Source organism: Bdellovibrio sp. HCB185ZH (genome assembly GCF_047302455.1).
GTDB lineage: Bacteria > Bdellovibrionota > Bdellovibrionia > Bdellovibrionales > Bdellovibrionaceae > Bdellovibrio.
In genome coordinates, this window is sequence record NZ_CP178624.1 from 663,073 (window position 1) to 683,688 (window position 20,616).

Annotated in this window: 19 protein-coding genes; 6 read left to right on the forward strand and 13 right to left on the reverse strand. The window is 41.6% G+C overall.

Translation table 11 applies throughout. The annotated features are described in order from the left end of the window. Positions 1 to 40 precede the first annotated feature (40 nt). From ACLSU7_RS03335 to ACLSU7_RS03360, 6 genes are all read left to right on the forward strand, one after another. On the forward strand, positions 41 to 1,426 hold the full coding sequence (locus ACLSU7_RS03335) for a mannose-1-phosphate guanylyltransferase/mannose-6-phosphate isomerase (RefSeq protein ID WP_413294136.1): 1,386 nt from the start codon (positions 41 to 43) through the stop codon (positions 1,424 to 1,426). A gap of 12 nt (positions 1,427 to 1,438) precedes the next feature. Beyond that, positions 1,439 to 2,248 (forward strand): FkbM family methyltransferase, encoded by an 810-nt coding sequence (locus tag ACLSU7_RS03340; RefSeq protein WP_413294137.1) that lies wholly within the window; start codon positions 1,439 to 1,441, stop codon positions 2,246 to 2,248. A 101-nt stretch (positions 2,249 to 2,349) separates the two neighbouring features. Next, positions 2,350 to 2,652 (forward strand): hypothetical protein, encoded by a 303-nt coding sequence (locus tag ACLSU7_RS03345; protein WP_413294138.1) that lies wholly within the window; start codon positions 2,350 to 2,352, stop codon positions 2,650 to 2,652. Between the two features lie 2 nt (positions 2,653 to 2,654). After that, positions 2,655 to 3,356 (forward strand): SDR family NAD(P)-dependent oxidoreductase, encoded by a 702-nt coding sequence (locus ACLSU7_RS03350; RefSeq protein WP_413295358.1) that lies wholly within the window; start codon positions 2,655 to 2,657, stop codon positions 3,354 to 3,356. Then, complete coding sequence (locus ACLSU7_RS03355; protein ID WP_413294139.1) at positions 3,353 to 4,690, forward strand: class I adenylate-forming enzyme family protein; 1,338 nt, start codon at positions 3,353 to 3,355, stop codon at positions 4,688 to 4,690. Before ACLSU7_RS03350 ends, ACLSU7_RS03355 begins: the two co-directional genes overlap by 4 nt. Beyond that, complete coding sequence (locus tag ACLSU7_RS03360; RefSeq protein WP_413294140.1) at positions 4,691 to 5,338, forward strand: acetyltransferase; 648 nt, start codon at positions 4,691 to 4,693, stop codon at positions 5,336 to 5,338. 23 nt (positions 5,339 to 5,361) lie between these two features. Here ACLSU7_RS03360 and ACLSU7_RS03365 read toward each other — a convergent pair whose 3' ends face one another. From ACLSU7_RS03365 to ACLSU7_RS03425, 13 genes are all read right to left on the reverse strand, one after another. Next, a complete protein-coding gene (locus ACLSU7_RS03365) occupies positions 5,362 to 7,995 on the reverse strand; it encodes a hypothetical protein (protein ID WP_413294141.1) in 2,634 nt (877 codons plus the stop codon). 10 nt (positions 7,996 to 8,005) lie between these two features. Beyond that, positions 8,006 to 9,103, reverse strand: a complete 1,098-nt coding sequence (locus ACLSU7_RS03370; protein WP_413294142.1) for a DegT/DnrJ/EryC1/StrS family aminotransferase — start codon at positions 9,101 to 9,103, stop codon at positions 8,006 to 8,008. A gap of 7 nt (positions 9,104 to 9,110) precedes the next feature. Next, positions 9,111 to 10,010, reverse strand: coding sequence for an NAD-dependent epimerase/dehydratase family protein (locus ACLSU7_RS03375; protein WP_413294143.1), 900 nt, complete (start codon positions 10,008 to 10,010; stop codon positions 9,111 to 9,113). Positions 10,011 to 10,016: 6 nt separating this feature from the next. Beyond that, positions 10,017 to 10,982, reverse strand: a complete 966-nt coding sequence (gene gmd, locus ACLSU7_RS03380; protein WP_413294144.1) for a GDP-mannose 4,6-dehydratase — start codon at positions 10,980 to 10,982, stop codon at positions 10,017 to 10,019. Positions 10,983 to 11,008: 26 nt separating this feature from the next. Beyond that, complete coding sequence (locus ACLSU7_RS03385) at positions 11,009 to 12,274, reverse strand: glycosyltransferase family 4 protein (protein ID WP_413294145.1); 1,266 nt, start codon at positions 12,272 to 12,274, stop codon at positions 11,009 to 11,011. Then, entirely contained in the window at positions 12,275 to 13,342 is a 1,068-nt protein-coding gene (locus ACLSU7_RS03390; protein WP_413294146.1) for a glycosyltransferase, read from the reverse strand. 76 nt (positions 13,343 to 13,418) lie between these two features. After that, positions 13,419 to 14,291, reverse strand: coding sequence for a dTDP-4-dehydrorhamnose reductase (gene rfbD, locus ACLSU7_RS03395; protein WP_413294147.1), 873 nt, complete (start codon positions 14,289 to 14,291; stop codon positions 13,419 to 13,421). Beyond that, positions 14,288 to 14,839 carry a dTDP-4-dehydrorhamnose 3,5-epimerase gene (gene rfbC / locus ACLSU7_RS03400; RefSeq protein WP_413294148.1) on the reverse strand — a complete coding sequence of 184 codons (552 nt, stop codon included), beginning with the start codon at positions 14,837 to 14,839 and terminating at the stop codon, positions 14,288 to 14,290. The genes rfbD and rfbC overlap by 4 nt, the downstream gene beginning before the upstream one ends. Then, positions 14,839 to 15,711 (reverse strand): glucose-1-phosphate thymidylyltransferase RfbA, encoded by an 873-nt coding sequence (gene rfbA / locus ACLSU7_RS03405; RefSeq protein WP_413294149.1) that lies wholly within the window; start codon positions 15,709 to 15,711, stop codon positions 14,839 to 14,841. Before rfbA ends, rfbC begins: the two co-directional genes overlap by 1 nt. Next, the gene (gene rfbB / locus ACLSU7_RS03410; RefSeq protein WP_413294150.1) at positions 15,711 to 16,775 is read right to left on the reverse strand and encodes a dTDP-glucose 4,6-dehydratase; all 1,065 of its coding nucleotides are present in this window, start codon (positions 16,773 to 16,775) and stop codon (positions 15,711 to 15,713) included. Before rfbB ends, rfbA begins: the two co-directional genes overlap by 1 nt. A gap of 49 nt (positions 16,776 to 16,824) precedes the next feature. Further along, positions 16,825 to 18,057: an O-antigen ligase family protein gene (locus ACLSU7_RS03415; RefSeq protein WP_413294151.1), complete on the reverse strand. Its 1,233-nt coding sequence runs from the start codon at positions 18,055 to 18,057 to the stop codon at positions 16,825 to 16,827. 122 nt (positions 18,058 to 18,179) lie between these two features. Further along, complete coding sequence (locus ACLSU7_RS03420) at positions 18,180 to 19,184, reverse strand: hypothetical protein (protein WP_413294152.1); 1,005 nt, start codon at positions 19,182 to 19,184, stop codon at positions 18,180 to 18,182. Positions 19,185 to 19,194: 10 nt separating this feature from the next. Continuing rightward, the gene (locus ACLSU7_RS03425) at positions 19,195 to 20,610 is read right to left on the reverse strand and encodes an MBOAT family O-acyltransferase (protein WP_413294153.1); all 1,416 of its coding nucleotides are present in this window, start codon (positions 20,608 to 20,610) and stop codon (positions 19,195 to 19,197) included. Positions 20,611 to 20,616: the final 6 nt, after the last annotated feature.

The following is a 20,616-nucleotide window of genomic DNA, read 5'->3' on the forward strand; positions in this document are numbered from 1 at the left end:
TCAATAATTTTATTGTCCCAACGTATATTAAGGAGAAAGCATGATTCCTGTTGTTCTATCTGGTGGATCAGGCACGAGATTGTGGCCGATTTCAAGAGCAAAGCTTCCGAAACAATTCTGCACAATTTTCGAACAATCTCTTCATGCAATGACACTCACCCGATTATGCAAGCTAGGCGAACCTTGGGTCATTACATCACAAGCCTTGCGCGATTTAACCATTAGAAATCTCAATGAACTATCGTTGAATCCACAAAATCTTATACTAGAACCTTTTGCGAAAAACACAGCGCCTGCAATTGCTCTTCTCACAGCACTCCTCCTTAATAAAGGTCGCGGAGAGGAAGTTGTTGGTATTTTTCCAGCAGACCATGTTATTGAGAATGAAGAAGTTTTTAATGCGTCCATTCATTTTGCAAAAGAGAAAGCTGTTCAAGGAAAGGTTGTTACTTTAGGAATCTCGCCGGATAGTCCAGCCACAGGTTACGGATATATTCAATCAAGTTTAGAGCATACGGATGAACAAGGTACACTACGCACCCACTCAGTAATTAAATTTCACGAAAAACCATCGAAGGATCGTGCCGAACAGTTCCTTCAATCTGGTGGATACTATTGGAATGCTGGCATCTTTGTATTCCAGGTTCGCATCATGGCTGACCTTTTTAAAAGTCTCCAGCCTGAAATGTGGGCGCTTGTAAATTCGATCAGGGACGACTTCAGCAACATCGTTGAAATTTATAACAAAGTCGAAAACATCAGTATCGACTATGCGATCATGGAAAAATTGTTTCAGAATCATCTTGCCTGCATTCCTTGTGACATTGGCTGGAATGATGTCGGCTCATGGGATGCAATCGCTGACGTGCTTGGCGGCACACAGACGCCTCAAAAAATTGAGGTACGCTCCAACAACAACTTCGTTCAGGCACTTGAAGGAAAAACATACGCCTTCGTGGATGTTGATGATCTGGTCGTTGTAGACAGTGGCGACGCTTTGCTCATTTCTAAAAGAGGCAGAACCCAAGGCGTTAAAGACGTTGTAGATTTGTTAAAGCTTAAAAATCCTGGGGTACTTAAGGATCACCTTTATGAGGACCGCCCTTGGGGTCGTTACGAAGTACTTAGAGACGCAGATAACTTCAAATCAAAGGTGATACAGGTAAATCCATCTCAACAGCTCTCGTATCAGTCCCATAAAAAACGCGAAGAACATTGGATCGTGACAAAAGGCCAGGGCGAAGTCGTTTTGAACGATGAAACATTTCAAGTACAGGCGGGATCTTATATCAAAATCCCGTTGGGCGCAAAACACAGAATCCGAAACTCAGGAACTTCGATCATTGAATTCGTCGAGGTACAAATGGGCTCCTATTTCGGCGAGGATGATATCGTAAGGTATCAAGACGACTACTCAAGAATTTAAAAGGCAACAAATATGAAATATTATGGACAATTTGAACCACCGACAGATCGATTCATTTACGACCGCTACTTTAAGTATTATCAGGAGCCTGGTACATTCATTGAATGTGGTGCATTCGACGGAATTACCGATTCATGTTGCTACTTGTTAGAGCAGTTTTTTCACTGGAAGGGACTGAATGTCGAGCCATCCCCCTACTCATATGCAGAGCTTGCGAAAAACCGTCCTCACTCTAACAATTTAAATCGCGCTTTATCAAACGAACGTGGTCACGTAAGTTTCAATATCGTGCTCCACCCCGTACTAGGCAAAGCATTCGGCAATAGTTCAATCTCCCATACAGAAGCGCATATGGCCGATCTAAAAAATCAAGGTTGCACATTCGAGGAAACTAAAGTCGAGACCGTCACATATGACGACATCATTAGATTAAGTCGCATCGAAAAACTGGACTTATTCGTCTTGGATGTGGAAGGTCATGAATTCAAAGTTTTAGATAGCATGATTCAGTCAGATTCAAGAATCTTCCCAAATGTTCTCGTTGTCGAACACGGTCACTTGGGCGTTCAACCTCTCCGCGAAATCATCGAGCCACTGGGCTATATCTACGATACAAGCATGCACGCAAATTCTTTTTTCGTAAAAAAGGGAGCACCCACTGAAATCTTGAAAGCTCTTATTGAGGCAGATCAGCAAACCGATCTGACGAGGTTAATTGATGAAATTAAATACCTTAATAACAGTATCGACGCCTTTAAAAATTCAATTTCATGGAAAGTCACTGCGCCATTAAGAAATATAAGACGAATTTTGCGATTTTAATAAGGCACCGCAATGAGCCAAATTCAGAAAGACCTAGGAACGAAGTCACTGTTTTGGTATTTTGCGATCTGTGAATAATCATTACTTACAAGGGCTAAGACATGGAAATTTCGGCGGTTTTTGAAACTATTATCACTCCAGCCATTAACGAATTGAACAGCGGACTTCCCGCTTCCAATAAAATCGAACCAACCCACGAAACAAAGTTGATTGGTGAAGGTTCGAAAATCGACTCTTTAGGCCTTGTAAGCTTGATTGTTACGATCGAAGAACACGCATACTCACAAACAAAAAAACAGATCACAATTGCATCAGAAAAAGCGGTTGCTCGCTCCTCAAGTCCATTTAAGACAGTGATGTCTTTGACTGAATACGTAAGTGAATTACTTAACGAAACGGCATAGATATAATGAAGAAAATTTTGATCACTGGCTGCTCAAAAGGAATCGGTAAATTTCTTTCCCAACAATACAGCAAAAATGGATTTAAAGTTCTTGGCGTCAGCAGAACTACTCCTGAATATGACATCGCGAACTTTAAACACTATAGTTGCGATGTTAGCGATGAGCGCGCCGTAGTCGAAACGGTTAAACAGATTCGTGAAGATGAGCCAGAAGGTATTGATATTTTAATCAATAATGCTGGGATGGCTTCAATGAATCATACAATCCTAACCCCCGCCTCCACAGTTCATAAATTGTTTGGAACTAACGTTTATGGGACCTTTTTCTTTTCTCGGGAAATTGCTAAATTAATGAAAAAGAATGGGAAAGGTCGTATCGTAAACTTCTCGACAGTAGCTGTGCCTCTCAATTTAGAAGGCGAAGCCATCTATGCAGCATCCAAAAGTGCCGTTGAAACTCTAACGATCATTATGGCAAAAGAACTGGCAACTTTTGGAATTACGGTAAACGCGATAGGCCCAACACCTATTGAAACCGACCTTATTAAGAATGTTCCAAAGAATAAACTTGATGATCTACTTCGGTCCCAAGCGATCAAGAGGTTCGGTAATTTCGATGATGTCAAGAATGTCATCGACTTTTACACTAGCGATAAATCTGAATTTATCACTGGACAAATCATGTACCTAGGTGGCGTAAGATGATTGATTTTTTAATTGAAAGCTTTAAAGGGAATCGCGAAAAAGAATGCATCATTTTCAATGATCGTCCCTACCTTTATAGGGATTTACTGAATGCAGTCGAAATAGCGACGTCAGAACTATCAGCTCTTGGCGCTGGCCCGGGCGATGTTGTCTCAATTGAAGGCGATTACAATCCAATTTCTGTCGCATTTTTTTTAGCAACTCTAGAAGCTAAAGCAGTCGCAGTTCCATTGACTGAATCTGTTAAGCAAAAAAAAGCAGAATTTAAAAGAATCGCTGAAGTAACTATTGAAATTAAAATATCTCAAAGTGGAGAATTGATTTCAGCAGAACGTACTAATGAGCAGTCTTCCCACGAGATTTTGCAAAAACTTAAGGTTGCTAAAAATCCCGGGTTAATTTTATTTTCTTCTGGATCAACCGGAGCAAGCAAAGCTGCTGTACACGATATGGTGCCTTTCCTTGAAAAGTTTAAAACAAAGCGGCACTCTCGTCGCGCTATCACATTCTTATTGTTCGATCATATCGGTGGTTTGAATACCCTTCTATATGCTCTTTCTAATGGCGGTACGGTTATAACCGTTTCAGACAGAACACCGAATGTGGTGTTAAAAGCAATAGATCAGCATCAAGTAGAAGTACTCCCAACATCACCAACGTTTTTGAATCTGCTAATTTTGAGTGAAAGCATCAACAAGTACAATCTGTCGTCGCTGAAGCTCATCACGTACGGCACAGAGATGATGCCTGAATCGACCCTATCAAGAATGAGAGTTCTGATGCCGGGTGTAGAGTTACTGCAAACTTATGGTTTATCTGAAGTAGGTATTTTACGCTCAAAATCAGAATCATCTGATTCCCTTTGGGTTAAAATTGGTGGGGACGGTTTTGAAACACGAGTCAGCAATGGCATGTTAGAAATCAAAGCGAAGTCCGCAATGCTAGGCTACTTAAATGCTCCTTCCCCTTTCACTGCGGATGGCTGGTTTATCACGAAAGACTTAGTAGAAACAAAAGGAGAATACTTTAAGTTTTTGGGTCGTCAGTCGGACATCATCAACGTCGGCGGTGAAAAGGTTTATCCTGCTGAAGTAGAGAATGAAATTTTAACCTTCTCTGAAGTATCAGATGTGATCGTGCAGTCAGAGAAAAATGCCCTGACTGGAAACATGGTCGTTGCGAAAATTCATCTCAACGATGGAATCGATGAGATTGAATTTAAATCATTGCTAAGAAAGAACCTACTTGAAAGGCTTCCTTCGTTCAAAGTTCCACAAAAATTTGTATTCTCGTCTGTTCCATTTCATACCGAAAGATTTAAAAGGCAAAGATAAATGAAATCTGTGATTATCGTTGGAGCTGGTGGATTTGGACGAGAGGTATTTCAATGGGCATGCGATATCTGGGGGCCCGACTCAGTGAAAGGGTTCCTAAGTCCGAACGCACAAGACTTGGATGGGTTTAAAATTGATAAACCCATCTTAGGATCAGAAGAAAGTTATACCTTCGACGCCGACGATCGTTTTTTACTAGCAGTAGGCTCACCGAAATTAAGAAGAATTATCTCCAACAAAATTGCATCTAAAGGCGGAACGTTTATTAATTTAATCCACCCTGCCGCTCAAGTTAGCCAATTAGCCCAAATAGGAAATGGAAATATTATATGCCCCTTTTCTTTGGTGAGCCCAAATGCATTTATTGGAGATTTTTGTGTTCTAAACTTCTATTGCTCCGTTGCACATGACGCTCAACTAGGGAACTACACTGTTATGTCGCCCTACTCAACTTTGAATGGGCATTCAAAAACTGGAGCAGAGGTATTCCTGGGCACAGGGGCTTCCTTGGCACCGAAGGTATTCATTAATTCCTATAGTAAAATTAGCGCAGGTATTGCCTTAACGAGAAGTCTAGAGGAGGAATACACTTTCGTTCCCCCTTCTGATGTTAAAGTGTTAAAAGGAATGGCAAAGCTATTTCCGTAAGACAAAAAATAGCTATTTAGATACTACTTAAGATATTCCATAGCCTTAGTGCGCATTAAAGACAACTTAACCTTTAAGCCACGTTTATCCTCTTTCAAACCAGCTAATACAAAAACTACGTACGCAAATCGTTTTATAACTCTAGCTGGTCGACCATCTCCCACATTTCTAGAGATATCATTAACAATCCACATCAACTTTACTATAAGTGTGCGCACCTGACTAAACAAAGGCATATCCCAAATAAAGAACGAATTGCGAAGCTTGTCTCCCATTACCATAACAGCCTTCATTTTTTCTACGATATTTTTATTCGGGAGAAGAGGTATCATTTCTTTCTGTTTTTGAGAAAGAGCTATTGCAAACTCAACGTCGTCCATACATTTTTCTGTTAGACAAACCATCTGTTCCCAAGTCTCGCACATGCCTCTTTCAAGCAAAAACTTCCTGTCAGCGTTCTCAAGCATTTCAGTTGCAAATCCGCATCCTTCCCAAAATACTACCGGTACACCTATTAAAAGCGCTTCAACGGGCGTATAATGTGAATGGTGATTTACAAGACCTACTTCTACATAAACACGCGACTTACTCATCTCCTCATAGACACTGCTTTCTTTCTCTAACATGCCCACAATATTTGAATCTTCAATGCCACCCTTTTTTAGGTTTTCAGAAAAATTCTTTCCGTAGATTTTGTAAGGGAATTGCCCAAAGTATTTCACGAAGTTTTCATAGTAGTGTGTCAATTCAGGATAAATCGAAGACATTACTGCAGCCACGACCGGATGAGTATTCTTACCTTGCCACTGAATATCATTAAAATAGTCTGAACTACGATACAAATAGGGAACAAAACAAGTTGCATTCTTCTTAGCGATTAAACTCGACTCATGAGATGTCAGTTTAGACATCGCAGGCATCCAGATGTAGTTATTAAATAGTTTAAAGATACCGAAAGGAACATATTTACTAATCCTAGCTAGGCTAGTTCCTGGAGCATAGTGACCAAAATAACGATTAAGAATAATTCCTTTATATCCTTGGCTTAATAAATTTACTGCAATACTCAATGGATAAGGAGTGTAGATGTAACCAAAATGATTATTCAGCCATTCAATCTCTTTTTTTGTTAACTTCCCAGATTGCCTGTCGTCGGATTGAGACAAAGTGATTGAGGTTAAAACATTAAGAACATCTTGGGGAAGAGTGCATGATGTCTTCCAGTCGGGATAAAATGGATCAGATGGATTATCATAGGAGGCACCTTGGTAGCGTCCTTGATGACTGGGCATACGCAAAGGCACTATTTCAAAACCGGCGGATATCCAGTTCGGAAATTCTTCAAAACGATTGGTTTTATGAGGAAACGCCCATAGAATTCGCTTATTTCTATTCTCACTTGGCTTATTCAAGGACGCCAACAATGAATCCTTCATACTTTCCTCCGATAATAACTCTTTACACTTATTATAGAAACTAGTGGCTTGAGTCTTAGTTCTCTGAACGCCGAACACCTCAAAAAACATTTTTTGCTGAAGTTCTGAAATCGATACAGCATATGTGAGATTTTCAATACAGCTATTGGCTCTGACAGCCATGACGTCCAAATCAGAACACATTCCCATCTTTTCTAGATCTTCCAGAGAAAATCGTGTTTTCGCCTCATTGGCGATAGCGCTTGTGCTCAGGAACAACACTGGAATTCCCATTGCTGCCGCTTCAAAAGGAGTGTATTGGGAATGTTGTTTAATTTTTCCTACGTTGCAAAAAACACGGTAATCACAATATCGACCAAGATACTCTTGGAAATCATCAATCTGGCCACAGATATGATGATCTTGTTTGCAATATTCATCAGTAATCAGATTCTTACCGTACACATGGAACGGTATATCTTGAAAACTTTTTTTAAACTCTTCGTAATAAGAACGCCAACTAGGAGAAACATCCAAGTAGGAAATGTTTGTCACTGCAATTGGTTTGGAATTTTCTCTCTTCCAGCGGTTTTGCCCTACCAACTTGATGATGTCTTCGTAAACTGCTGCATACAGAAGACTTGGGCTAGATCCTAGAATCTGTTGTCTTTCAGTATCAATAATACCTTGAAATACAGATAATGAAATATATCGATTTGGATTCAACATGAATTCCAAAAAACCGGCGCTATAGAGATGGTTCTTATACCAATCCCAAACACTAAAGCTAACATTCTCATTTCCAAATACACGGAAAACGACAATTCCTTTAAACCACTTCAAAATATTTGGAACCAAATTCGGGAAACTTTGGACAACGATCACATCAAAATATTTATTGATCAGCTCGGCTTCACTTTCACTAACGTCTCCACAATGAGCATAGTGAGGATTTTCAACTCGGCTGGGAATGCTTGTTCTCATTGTATAAGGCAAATCCGCAATACGATAAAAGTCCGTCATTTGAATCTTTACAACATCTTCAGGCGGAATAGTACAAACGCGTTTCCAGCTTTTATTCGTTGAGCTCAGAGGATTGTCGATCGGTTTAGGATCTAGCCTGTGACGTCCCTTAAACTGCGTATGAGCAAATGTAGGCACAACTTCAAACCCAGCACTCAAAAAACTTCTAACATCAATTGGTAGCAAAGTCGGGTGTGTCGAGGCATACAGCAATCTCATACGCAGAATCCTAATTTAAAACTTTTTCAAGAGTGCTGATCACATAATCTAACTGATCATCGCTTAGCTGTGAGAACGTAGGTAAATTAATTCCCGCTGCCGCAATCTCTTCTGCGTTCTTAAATGTTTTGGATACAAAATGCGGGGGCATCAAATGCATAGGATAAAATATTGGACGAGTTTCGACGCCAAGTTCAGCCATTTTTGAAATAATTAAATCCCTGTACTTTTCATCCTGTTTATCTAAAAGCACTGTAAACATCCAATACGAGTGCGTAGTATTGTCAGACGTTTTTTGAATAGTAACCGGCAGCTTTCTTTTCTCAATTTCTTGGCTGTACTTTTCTGCGATTCTACGACGTTGAGTAAGGTGCCACTCTACATTTTCAAGTTGAGCCAAACCAATTGCGGCTTGGATATTTGTCATACGATAATTATATCCTACAACCGTGTGCCAATAACGGCGATTAGGATCCATACCTTGTCCCTTGAGCAAACGCATTCTTGCGGCAAGGCCATCGTCATTAGTTGTTACCATGCCGCCTTCACCTGTCGTAATCGTTTTATTACCAAAGAAACTAAATGTTCCTACATGACCAACGCTACCAGTTTGAAGACCGCTGTATGTCGCCCCTAAAGATTCAGCACAATCTTCGATCACATAAATATTGTGCTTTTTTGCCAAGGCCATAATCGGATCCATAACTACAGGGTGCCCGTAAAGATGAACAACGATAATTGCTTTTGTTTTCGGTGTAATCTTGGCTTCGACATCCTTGACACAGATATTCCATGTGTCTTGTTCGCAGTCCACAAAAACAGCATCTGCTCCCACGTACTTAACAGCATTCGCAGTCGCGATGTAAGTCAACGTCGGAACAATAACTTCATCCCCAGGCCCAATTCCCATCGCAAGCAAAGGGAGATGTAATGCGACTGTTCCATTTGAACAGGTCAGTGCATGCTTTACGCCGATATATTGACTGAACGCTTCTTCAAATTTAGCTATGTACTTTCCGTTTGAAGAAATCCATTCCGTCTCAAGGCACTCCATCACATATTGTTTTTCGTTACCAATTAAAGCTGGTTTCGCAACAGGGACTTTCATATATTCCTCATAGATCCATTAAAAAGGCATTCACCAATTGCTCAACATTGCCAGAGCTATTTGGTCGCCATTTATAAAATTCTTTAAATTTAATATTACTTCCAACAACCGAAGCTGGCTCGTCTTTACGAACCAATCCTTCTTTAGCGGAATACGAAATGGTCATTCCTAGCTTCGCTGCTAAACAATCTGCCAGTTCGCGTAGATTCTTTCCAACTGCTGAAGAGATGTTGAATTGATTAAAGGCCGAACTCACAACTGGGCCGTTCGTAATAACCTCAAAAAATGCCGCAAGCAAATCACCAAGCGCGCCAAAATCTCTTTTAATATCAATATTACCAACTGAAATATCGGCAACTGACTTACCAATATTTTGAGCGGACATTAATTGATGATAAACTGAAGACAAGAAAAATTCTGGTCTTTGGGATTTGTGAACATGATTAAAAATCCTCAACGCAGTTACCGAGAGATCTTTAAGATTTGCTATGGATTTTAGCTCTTCTTCCGCCAGATACTTAGTTAATGCGTAGAGATTTGAGGGCCCGACCGGATCAGATTCAGTATACTCTCTGTTTTCTTCGCGGCCGGCCATGTAAACCTGGCCTGTACTGGGAAATACGAAGTGAGCTTGATTGTTATTCGCAGCTAACAATGAAGCAATTCGGTACGTACCCTCGACATTTACACGAAACGCTTTTGATATATCTTTCTCGCATTCATTAACAGAACTGATCCCGGCAAGATGAACAACGACGTCATATTTGCGGTGAGCGAATAGCTTTTCGCATTCGCCATGGTCAGTGATATCCACATTAGTCGCGATGACTTCATGCCCTGCCATCGAGAGCATGCGAGAAAGATGTCTACCGATAAATCCGGAAGCACCGGTAATCAAAATCATCATATCAAACTATACACTTGCACCAACAAGCTTAACATCTGAGTCAACCATCATATGAACTAGCTGTTTAAAGCTAGTTTTCGGCTCCCAACCCAAAATGCGTTTTGCTTTCGATGCATCGCCGATCAACAAGTCAACTTCAGCAGGACGCATAAATCGCTCATCCAGTTTAACATATTTTTTCCAGTCAAGATCCGCACGTTCAAATGCCAACTCAACAAACTCTTTTACTGTGTGCGTTTCATTCATCGCAACCACAAAATCATCTGGATTGTCTTGCTGAAGCATCAACCACATTGCCTCAACATAATCTCCCGCAAAACCCCAGTCTCTTTGAGCATCCAAGTTCCCCAAGCGCAATTCGTGCGCTAAACCATGCTTAATCATTGCAACATGATAGGAAATTTTTCTTGTTACAAATTCGATCCCACGACGAGGACTTTCATGATTAAACAAGATACCGCTACTCGCATGCATCCCATAAGATTCTCTATAATTAACTGTAATCCAATGACCATACAGCTTAGCAACTCCATAAGGTGAACGTGGATAAAATGGCGTCGCTTCTTTTTGGGGTACAGCTTGTACTTTACCAAACATTTCGCTTGAAGAAGCTTGATAGAAACGCGCCTTCGGAGCCGCCTTACGAACTGCTTCCAAAACTTTTGTCACGCCCATGGCCGTGAATTCTGAAGTTAAAACAGGTTGATTCCAAGATGTTTGCACGAAACTTTGAGCAGCGAGATTGTAAACTTCATCCGGCTTCGCATCTTCCATTGCGCCAATAAGTGATGGCTGATCAAGTAAATCACCATTCAGCAGCTCAACCTGAGATAAAATATGATCAATACGCCCAGTGATCTTGGTGCTCGACCGTCTAGTCAGGCCATAAACTTTATACCCTTTAGATAATAATAATTCTGCAAGATAAGATCCATCTTGACCCGTAATACCTGTGATCAACGCGCGTTTCATACTCTACCTTTGTACTCAGTTAATAATTATGCTTTCAAAATCTCTAATTTATCGATGAATTCTTTAGCCGAATCGTCCCATGTGGGCCATTTAAACTGCTGATTCACACTTCCATCTGGAGCGGTGATAGCGTCAACCAAACTCTCCAAATTCTCAAGGGAAAAATAGCGGACATAGTGACGTCCCACTTCGCGAAATATAGGAATATCACTGCAGAGCACCGGAAGACTCGCTTCCAAAGCTTCCACAATCGGCAGGCCAAAGCCTTCAACGTACGAGGCCAAAATCAAACCTTTGGCCCTTCTATATAGCTCACTGAGTTGTAAATCGCTGACAGATGAAAAGTAGAATAGCTTAGTGTTTAAACAAGGATGTGATTGAATACGTTCAATCAACTCATCGTACATCCAACCCGCTCGTCCAACAATTACTAGAATATCGGAACTATCTCTTTTCCAAAGGACATCAAATGCGTCCAGAATAAATTTATGATTCTTCCTTGGCTCAAGAGTTCCAACGACAAGCCAAATATTTCCCTCTGGAAATGTCTGGCCACCCAAGTCGGCACTTTGAAACTTTTTGTCATGAAAGTCACTACCCAGCGTAAATGAGGTGATTTTCTTTCCTTCTATTTTAGAAGCCGATAAATATTTTCTCACATCCTCTGCCACAGTTTGCGAAATACATAAAAATGAATCGGTGATATTTGATAACTTCAAAAAACTTTTCCCAAATTGCCTACGTACAGAAATATCCATGTATTCTGGATGAAGTATTGGGATCAGATCGTAAACCACTGTTGTCACATGTCGCACGCCATGATCCGCGCGCTTGAAGGCTGAGACAACGTTGTAGAGCCAAAATGAATCAAGAAAAACTACTGTACTATCTTTTTCAAAATAGACTCGATCGGTGCGCCTACGCCATGCTTCGACAATTTGTTTTACTGTCGCCAAAGCACTCTGAATTAAACGGAGGAATTTCTCCATTAGGAGCAACAACTTGTGAGTTAGGACAGTGAATATCCCCCGCCCACTCGTTCTTTTACGGATTAACTCAAGGGCTTCCTTAGCTCTCCTAGCGGAAGTGACTTTGGAATCAGGAGTGAAACTTACTTCTTCCAATGAAATACGATAATATCGCCCAAGGAGACAGATGATAGGGATAAAAGTTTTCCCCTTGCCTAAAGCCAAATCGCCCCGACAAGAAATATTTCTTACAACCCGTTGGATACCAGTGTTTAATCCCGTTCGAACGGTCATAGTACAATCAAGATAAATTTTAGAACTCATCTAAGTTAAACCAAAAATAAAATTTTCGACTCGTTTCGAAAGATTGCACCAAGAATGAGCGTCGCGCTTTTCTTTTAACTTTACAATTTGACGACTACGAAGTTGTACATCATCAATCATCGCCAGGAGCCCTTTATGCAAACCATCAACAGTTGGGTCCACCAGAAAGGCTTCATCTTCAGTTACTTGCTCCTCGATGCCACCTACGCGTGTTGCAAGCAATGGTCTGGCAGCAGAAATTCCCAATGTCAAAGCACCCGACTGAGTGGACTCAAGATAAGGAAAGACCATAATATCGGAATCGTTTATATACCGAGTAATATCGTCCTCAGAGAGCCAGTTATCGTCAATGGTTACATTCCCTCCGGAGATCGCCTGAATCTTATAATTGGATTTTCCCGCGACAACCAACTTCTCAAACTTAGAGTGATGAATCTTGGAAACTGCCTCAAGAAGAAGTTCAACACCTTTATACTTACTAACACGACCAATAAATAAGATGTTGGGTTTCTCTCGCACGAATTCAAGATCCTCCATACCTTCCAACCTAAAGAGTCCATGAGGAATAATACTGTAAGGTTTCGCACCAACGACGTGCAACACTTGCCGTCTGGTTGCATCCGACAGAAAAATCACTTTGTTTGCCAGTCGGATATTCATATTCATTAAAAACTGTGTGTATTCCTTTTTCTCTCCGAAATGCATCAGCCCATCGTGAGACGTATATATAACCATGACACCCATAAAACGTAGAAAGGGCATTAAAATTACATTCCAATGATTAAAGTAAGGAAAGTACGCGTGACTTATTTTGCCCGACAATCTCATTCGAAGCAGAAAAAATAACAGCAGGGGCAATACCGTCAGACTCTTAACCACGATATCAGACGTACCCGTATATGAATCAACTAAATGGGTTTCACATACAACGTTATGAGGTAGAACTTTACGGTTTCGTGCACGAACGTAAATCTCAATGTTCGCCAAATTCTCGACCATTGCTGAAGCATACTTCGCAAATCCAGAATCGACATTTGTCATGTCAAAGACAACGAGTCCATTTTTCATATTGAATGCACATCCCCATGACAAACTAAGATGTCATTAGTTATCACCGCTAAGGACATTAACAATCAAGCTTTAATTAGACTGATTCTATTACTTTTGTAAGAGACTCGTTCCACTGAGGAAGTTGAATTCCAAAAACGTTATTTATTTTTTCTGAATTCATAACAGAGTTTTTGGGCCGCTCAGCCGGAGTAGGATACTGAGATGATACAATTCTTTCCAGGTTTCGAATCTTGAGCGCATCATCGCCAAATTTTAATCTATACTGTTTGAATATTTCCGTAGCAAATCCGAACCAGCTCACATTTCCTTGTGCACTCAAGTGATATAGACCAATTTTATTTGCGAAATCCCTGTCGGCAATGATCTGCGCTGTAGCTTCTGCAATATCGCGACACCAGGTCGGAGAGCCAACTTGATCATCCACTACGGACAACGACTCCCGTTCGGCGCCCAAACGCACCATAGTTTTAAGAAAATTTGCACCACGTGCGCCGTAAACCCAACTAACCCGAAGAATCACATATTCACCACAACACTGCGCAATCAGTCGTTCACCTAAACTTTTAGACTTTCCATAATTATTGATGGGAGATGCTGCGTCAGATTCGACGTATGCAGTAGATTTGGTCCCATCAAAAACATAGTCTGTTGAATAATGAACAAACTTTGCACCTAGCTTCTTTGCTTCCTCGGCAATAATACCAACTGCATATCCATTGATTTGGTCCGCAATTTCGCGGTTAGTCTCAGCCTTATCCACAGCCGTATATGCCGCCGCATTAATTATGTGTGATGGCGAATAATCCCTAATAGTTCGAACAATTGAATCAGGGTTTGAAAAGTCAACTTCGTGACTCCCAACAGAGAGCAACGCCCCCCGAACAGCACAGGTTCTCTGCAATTCCCAGGCGACTTGACCGCTCTTACCGAAGATCAAAGTCTTCACGCGTAAACCTCAGCGCTTCGGAAAGCGATACCTTTTCTATCTTTATCGGACAGAATCACATCGACGCCGCCTGGAATTCGCCAGTCGATACTGAGATCATGGTCATTCCAAATAATACAACGTTCATCAGCTGGAGAATAAAAATCTGTAGTTTTATATAGAAATTCGGCGGTCTCGGAAAGAACGACAAAACCATGCCCAAATCCAGGTGGCACCCACAACTGAGTTTTATTTTGTTCATTTAATACGATTGAAAATGTTTTACCAAACGTAGAAGATGACTTTCGAAGATCCACCACGACATCGAGAACTTGTCCTTGAACAACTCGAACCAATTTACCCTGTGGTTTATTTAATTGATAATGGATTCCACGCAAAACCCAGCGCTGCGATTTTGAATGATTATCTTGCACAAAATTGAACGAGGTTTTCGTCAACTCGTCGAATTGACTTTTATTATAACTTTCGTAAAAGAATCCACGATCGTCGCCAAATACCCTTGGGTGGATTATTAAACAATCATTTAGACCAGTCTGCTCGACACGCATTACAGCTCCTCAGAAGCAAGCTGAATCAAATATTGTCCGTAGCGATTTTTTTTCAATGGCTCCGCTAATTTTAAAAGCTGTTCTTTTGAGATGTGCTTCATACGGTAGGCAACTTCCTCCGGCGCAGCTACTTTCACACCCTGACGATGTTCAATTGTCTGTATGAACATGCTAGCCTCAAGCAGACTTTCATGCGTCCCCGTATCTAACCAAGCAAAACCACGCCCCATGGTGTGAACGTTCAGATTTCCTTTTTCCAAATAGATACGATTCAAATCCGTGATCTCAAGTTCACCACGTTTTGATGGCTTTAAAGCTTTCGCATATTCAACAACGTGCTTGTCATAGAAATACAAACCAGTAACAGCGAAATTAGACTTCGGCTGAGCAGGTTTTTCTTCGATAGATTTTGCTTTACCTTGAGCATCAAATTCCACAACACCGTAACGTTCTGGATCCTGAACTTTATAGGCGAAAACGCTGGCGCCATTTTTAAGACCGGCTGCCTCTTTCAACATTTTGCTGAAACCCTGGCCGTAGAAAATGTTATCGCCTAGAACCAACGCGCACTCATCACCATTGATGAATTTTTCGCCGATGATAAATGCTTGAGCGAGGCCGTCTGGAGACGGCTGAACCGCATAGGAAATATTAATACCCCACTGAGAACCGTTACCCAAAAGCTGCTCAAAGCGAGGCGTATCCATAGGTGTAGAAATAACCAAGATGTCCTTGATACCCGCCAACATCAACGTTGTTAGAGGATAATAGATCATCGGTTTGTCATAAATTGGCAAAAGCTGTTTACTTACAACAGTTGTCGCTGGATACAAACGTGTGCCAGATCCACCGGCTAGAATAATGCCCTTCATTACTTACGACCCTCATAGTTTTTATCAAGCCACTCGCGATAGTTGCCAGACACGACATTGGCAACCCAAGTTTCGTTATCCAAATACCATTTGATGGTTTTTGCCAGACCTGTTTCGAAGTTCTCTTTCGGCTTCCAACCCAATTCTTTTTCAATCTTAGTCGCATCGATCGCATAGCGTTTGTCATGACCAGGACGGTCTTTAACAAACACTTTTTGCGTCAGATAGCTTTTTCCATCTGCGCGGGGACGAAGTTTATCCAAAGTCGCACAAATCGTATCAACAACTTCGATATTTTTCTTTTCGTTCCAACCACCCACATTGTAGGTCTCGCCCAGGCGGCCTTTATCCAAAGCAAGTTCAATCGCTTCACAGTGGTCAACCACATACAACCAGTCGCGGATGTTCGAACCATCGCCATAGATAGGAAGATCTTTTCCTTTCAAGGCATTGTGAATCACGATTGGAATTAGTTTTTCTGGGAATTGATAAGGACCATAATTGTTTGAGCAATTCGTAGTCACCGTCGGCATACCGTAAGTGTGATGATAAGCACGAACCAAATGATCACTCGCAGCCTTAGAAGCTGAATATGGACTGTTGGGTTGGTATGTGTTGGTTTCTTTGAATGCCGGGTCGTTCAACTCAAGGCTGCCGTAAACTTCATCAGTCGACACGTGCAAAAAGCGGAATGCTTTCTTTTCAGCATCTGCCAAAGCAGACCAATATTCACGAGCCACTTGCAAAAGATTAAACGTGCCAACGATGTTCGTTTGAATGAACTCGCCTGGACCATGAATCGAACGATCCACATGGCTTTCCGCTGCAAAGTTCAAAATAGCGCGTGGCTTATGTTTTGCCACCAAATCAGCCAAAGCTTTTTGATCCAACAAATCCACTTTAGCGAAAATATAGTTAGGATTGTTTTCGACAGACTTTAAGTTTTCTAAATTGCCTGCGTAAGTAAGTTTATCGATATTCACAACGGGTTCGTTGTGTTTGTTCAACCAATTTAAAATGAAATTGGAGCCGATAAAACCTGCGCCACCTGTAACAAAAATCATCCTAACCTCACATGCAAAAACAAAAAATCTATCTAATTAACACCACAAATCAAGCTAATTTAGCTGATCTCTTCCGACTGAGCTCCTGCCCTAAGAGCAAAAGTACCGGGAAGAACCACAAGGCCTCGTAGCTTGTGATGGAGGAATAAAAAATAAACGTAAAAAGTTGATTTACGGCCAATGCAAAAGCGATTTTGACCATAACATTTTCAGTTGTGAAAAAACTCGGAATGGAGCGAATCACAATCCAGAAAACACAACCCCATAAAACAACACAAAAAATTAAACCCATCTGAACCAGAATCAAAAGGTAACTGTCGTGCTGATCATGGAAGCTGAATTCACGGTCCACATACTTTGCAACGTACTCGGGAGTTTGTTTCGCCAAAAACGCGCGCAACGGTGTTTCGGCGGCCCCAAGACCAGTCCCAAAAAACACTTGCTCCTGAAAGAATTCAGAATTCACTTTCCACATATGCAGGCGAGCCGCATTAGATGCGTCCGAAGACGTAATCACGCCGTTCTCTTTTTTAGCACTGAAAGAGCTTTGCAGGCGGTCCATCGTCCCTGGCACCGCAAAAAGTGACGCCACCACAATGACCAAAAACGCACCGAGAAATTTGAAATACCTTTTACCAGAAATCCCCAATAGCCCAATACTTCCAACCGCTGCTAACCAAGGACCGCGTGCATTCACTAAGATCAAAAAGACTAAAGACAAAATAAACAAAACCGGGAGAGCGAACTTCTCAAAACGCGAAGCTTTCAGAGGGAATGACTTCGAACCCACCAGCGCGAACAAAATAGCTGCACTACAAGAAAGAAAATAGGCCCAACGTCCAATGTCCCAAAAACTGTCAACGCGTGTTTGGGAATTAAAATGCCAACCCCATTTGGTGCCGAATACTTCAATAGCTTTCACACAGCCTAGCACCATCCCAACTGCCAGCGCCCAGCCAAAAATCTTTAAAAGTTTTTTGTCAGCGAACAGAAGAGCGAAAGGAATAACGTAAAGTGGCCAAGACCAGCTTCCCACAACATTCAGGGCCGCTTCTGTTCCTGCGAGCGAAAAAAAACTGACTAAAATAGCGAGGGGAAAAAAACTAACTAGAACCGCAAACCACGGATTTTGCCTAACAGTGAACTTCCAGTCGGTTTTGAAAATCGACCAAAGAATCAGGATCGTTCCGAAAATACTTAAACCACTTTTTGAAACGAACATTGAAAGTGCAAACAGCACCCACAACCCGGTCCAAATTTTCTCTGATACTTTAGAACTCACACGTAAGCCTTTAAAATGATGCCGATTTTCACAACCTAGCAACTATAGAAGACTCTGAGTTTCTTTCCAACAATATGGTAGGATTCGACATACTGCATTCGTACGCAGCGAGGTCAACTTCCTTACTTAAGAAGTGGCCCCAATAAACTCATCGCACCTTTGCAAGTGAAGTGAACCCCATCATTCCAGTACGCGGGACTGGAGTCCCCACCGGGAATCGAAGCCAAAGAATCAACGACGCGAATCCTCTCACCGTCCAAGGTTTTAAGTTTCTGGATCCAATCAAGATGACGTTGGTATATTTCAGGAAATTCCGCCTTCATTTTAAGCAAAAAGTCCGGATGATATGGTGTGACAACAATAAGGATGTCGATTCCCTTAGCAGCCAACGACTTCATTTTCGTCGCAAAATTTTCGAGCAATTGAGGATTCTGCGGGGAAACCAGCACTCGTTGAGTGTAGTTTTGATACAACATTTCAACTTCACGCTTTAAAACATCGTTGCCTACCAAGCCTTTAAACTCTGACGATGCGCAAGCCTTTGCATCCATGTGACTTGCGGCACCTTGAGATTCCGCAGGCAAGCCTCCACGTTTTTTGAACTCTATAGATGCTTCGGTCGTATTATGATCAATGAGAGTTTTAAAAGTATCTACAAAAGAACCGCTGACAACCGCAGCGTTATTTCCTTCAAGATATTTGCGAAGCGCTGGCGTGTTTTTAATTTTAGGATCAGCATTTTCAGAAATAAGCTCAAAGTAATCTGCCAACCAGATCACCCGCTTTAAACGTGTTTTTTCCTCTGCGATATTCACAAACGCAAGCTTCGTAACAAACTCAGCCCCCTGTGAAGAAAGATTCAGCGTCTTCATCCCCGTCATGTCTTGAACCCATAAAGGTGGAGTGGTCTGCCCGCGCGAGGATCCTAAAATTATTTGCTCCGCATCCGGATGTGCGACGATGGTTTTTGCGACTTCATAGTAAGCATTAAGAGTGGGTCTTTTCGGATCAATCTCTGGACAACTGTAAAAACATTGAGGATCGGTGTGAACATTATAATATGCAATGCCGCCGATCAAAACCACGATCGTTCCAAATAGCAAAAATAAAGCGTTTAACGGTCGCATAAATCCTCGCCTAAAACTGGAAGTACAAGAATGGCGATTCCTCGCCCATGTAAGTTAAGCAAATCACAAACAAGAAAGCCAAGATGAGTGCATTACGCACGCTTGGTTTGTATTGAATCTGCCACGTATTTTTCGCGAAAAACGCAATCGGCAATCCCACAACCAAGGCCGCAAAGAAGCGGTCTTTATGCTTAGTCGCGATATAAGTAATATCCCAACTAACATCACCACTGATCATGAATACTTTCGACAACCACAAGCACGCTTCATGCACGGAATGCGCTCTGAAAAAGACCCAAGCAATATTCACCAGCAGGAATGTCGCAGCCCACTTTACTACTTTAAAGCGCAGCAGATCCCAACCACGATTTTTAAAGAAGCGTTCTGCAACCAGTACGGATCCGTGCAAGGTTCCCCAAACGACATAGGTCCAATTCGCCCCGTGCCACAGGCCACCGATGGCCATTGTCAGTAACAAATTTCTGTAGGTTTTAAATTTTCCTGCTCGGTTTCCACCAAGAGAGATATACAAGTAATCACGCAACCACGAGGACAACGAAATATGCCAGCGCTGCCAAAACTCGGTGATGGATTGAGATTTATATGGAGAATTAAAATTCTGTGGGAACTGAATATTCATCATACTCCCCAGCCCCACAGCCATATCAGAATAACCACTGAAATCGAAATACAGCTGCATCGTATAGCCGAGCATCGCGATCCAAGCCTCCCCCGTTGATAACTGGGAGATATTCGCCACCATCGGATCGATAACCACAGCAATTCGATCTGCAATCAGCATTTTTTTTGCCAGACCTATCACAAAGAAATAACAGCCGCTCCAGAAATTTGCAGCATTGAAGAAGTATGTTTTCGAATCTTCAAGCTGGGGAACGATTTGATTGTGGCGAACCAGCGGACCAGAAATCTGATGCGGAAACAAAGTCACATAGCCGGCAAATTCCAGCAAATTGGCATGGGCATCGGAAGTTTTGCGATAAACGTCGATGACATAAGACATCGACTGAAACGTATAAAATGAAATACCAATCGGCAGGACCAATTCCAAATGCGGAAGCATTCCTGAGGAAGCTCCCGCCACTTGAAAGACCCCATTCAACGATTCCGCAAAGAAATTATAGTATTTAAAAAATCCTAAGATCGTTAGATTCGTACCCATCGAAAGAACGAGTAAGAGTTTTCTTTGTCGCTGAGTTTTCGCGTAATAAATCGCCTTGGCGACGTAAAAATCCAAAACAACCGTGAATAATAAAAGAAAGACGTAGGTTTTGCTCCAGTAAGCATAAAAAGCGACACTAGAGAAAAATAAGAACCATAACTGCAAGTTCTTCTTCGTGATGAGATAGTACCCCAGCAATGTCAGTGGCAAAAATACGAATAAGAAAGGATAGGAATTAAATAGCATTCTTAT

Bases quoted from the DNA above. Each gene is read 5' to 3' on its own strand.
- ACLSU7_RS03335 (WP_413294136.1), top strand. From the start codon at position 41: ATGATTCCTGTTGTTCTATCTGGTGGATCAGGCACGAGATTGTGGCCG.
- ACLSU7_RS03340 (WP_413294137.1), top strand. From the start codon at position 1,439: ATGAAATATTATGGACAATTTGAACCACCGACAGATCGATTCATTTAC.
- ACLSU7_RS03345 (WP_413294138.1), top strand. From the start codon at position 2,350: ATGGAAATTTCGGCGGTTTTTGAAACTATTATCACTCCAGCCATTAAC.
- ACLSU7_RS03355 (WP_413294139.1), top strand. From the start codon at position 3,353: ATGATTGATTTTTTAATTGAAAGCTTTAAAGGGAATCGCGAAAAAGAA.
- ACLSU7_RS03360 (WP_413294140.1), top strand. From the start codon at position 4,691: ATGAAATCTGTGATTATCGTTGGAGCTGGTGGATTTGGACGAGAGGTA.
- ACLSU7_RS03365 (WP_413294141.1), bottom strand. From the start codon at position 7,995: ATGAGATTGCTGTATGCCTCGACACACCCGACTTTGCTACCAATTGAT.
- ACLSU7_RS03370 (WP_413294142.1), bottom strand. From the start codon at position 9,103: ATGAAAGTCCCTGTTGCGAAACCAGCTTTAATTGGTAACGAAAAACAA.
- ACLSU7_RS03375 (WP_413294143.1), bottom strand. From the start codon at position 10,010: ATGATGATTTTGATTACCGGTGCTTCCGGATTTATCGGTAGACATCTT.
- gmd (WP_413294144.1), bottom strand. From the start codon at position 10,982: ATGAAACGCGCGTTGATCACAGGTATTACGGGTCAAGATGGATCTTAT.
- ACLSU7_RS03385 (WP_413294145.1), bottom strand. From the start codon at position 12,274: ATGAGTTCTAAAATTTATCTTGATTGTACTATGACCGTTCGAACGGGA.
- ACLSU7_RS03390 (WP_413294146.1), bottom strand. From the start codon at position 13,342: ATGAAAAATGGACTCGTTGTCTTTGACATGACAAATGTCGATTCTGGA.
- rfbC (WP_413294148.1), bottom strand. From the start codon at position 14,839: ATGCGTGTCGAGCAGACTGGTCTAAATGATTGTTTAATAATCCACCCA.
- rfbA (WP_413294149.1), bottom strand. From the start codon at position 15,711: ATGAAGGGCATTATTCTAGCCGGTGGATCTGGCACACGTTTGTATCCA.
- rfbB (WP_413294150.1), bottom strand. From the start codon at position 16,775: ATGATTTTTGTTACAGGTGGCGCAGGTTTTATCGGCTCCAATTTCATT.
- ACLSU7_RS03420 (WP_413294152.1), bottom strand. From the start codon at position 19,184: ATGCGACCGTTAAACGCTTTATTTTTGCTATTTGGAACGATCGTGGTT.
- ACLSU7_RS03425 (WP_413294153.1), bottom strand. From the start codon at position 20,610: ATGCTATTTAATTCCTATCCTTTCTTATTCGTATTTTTGCCACTGACA.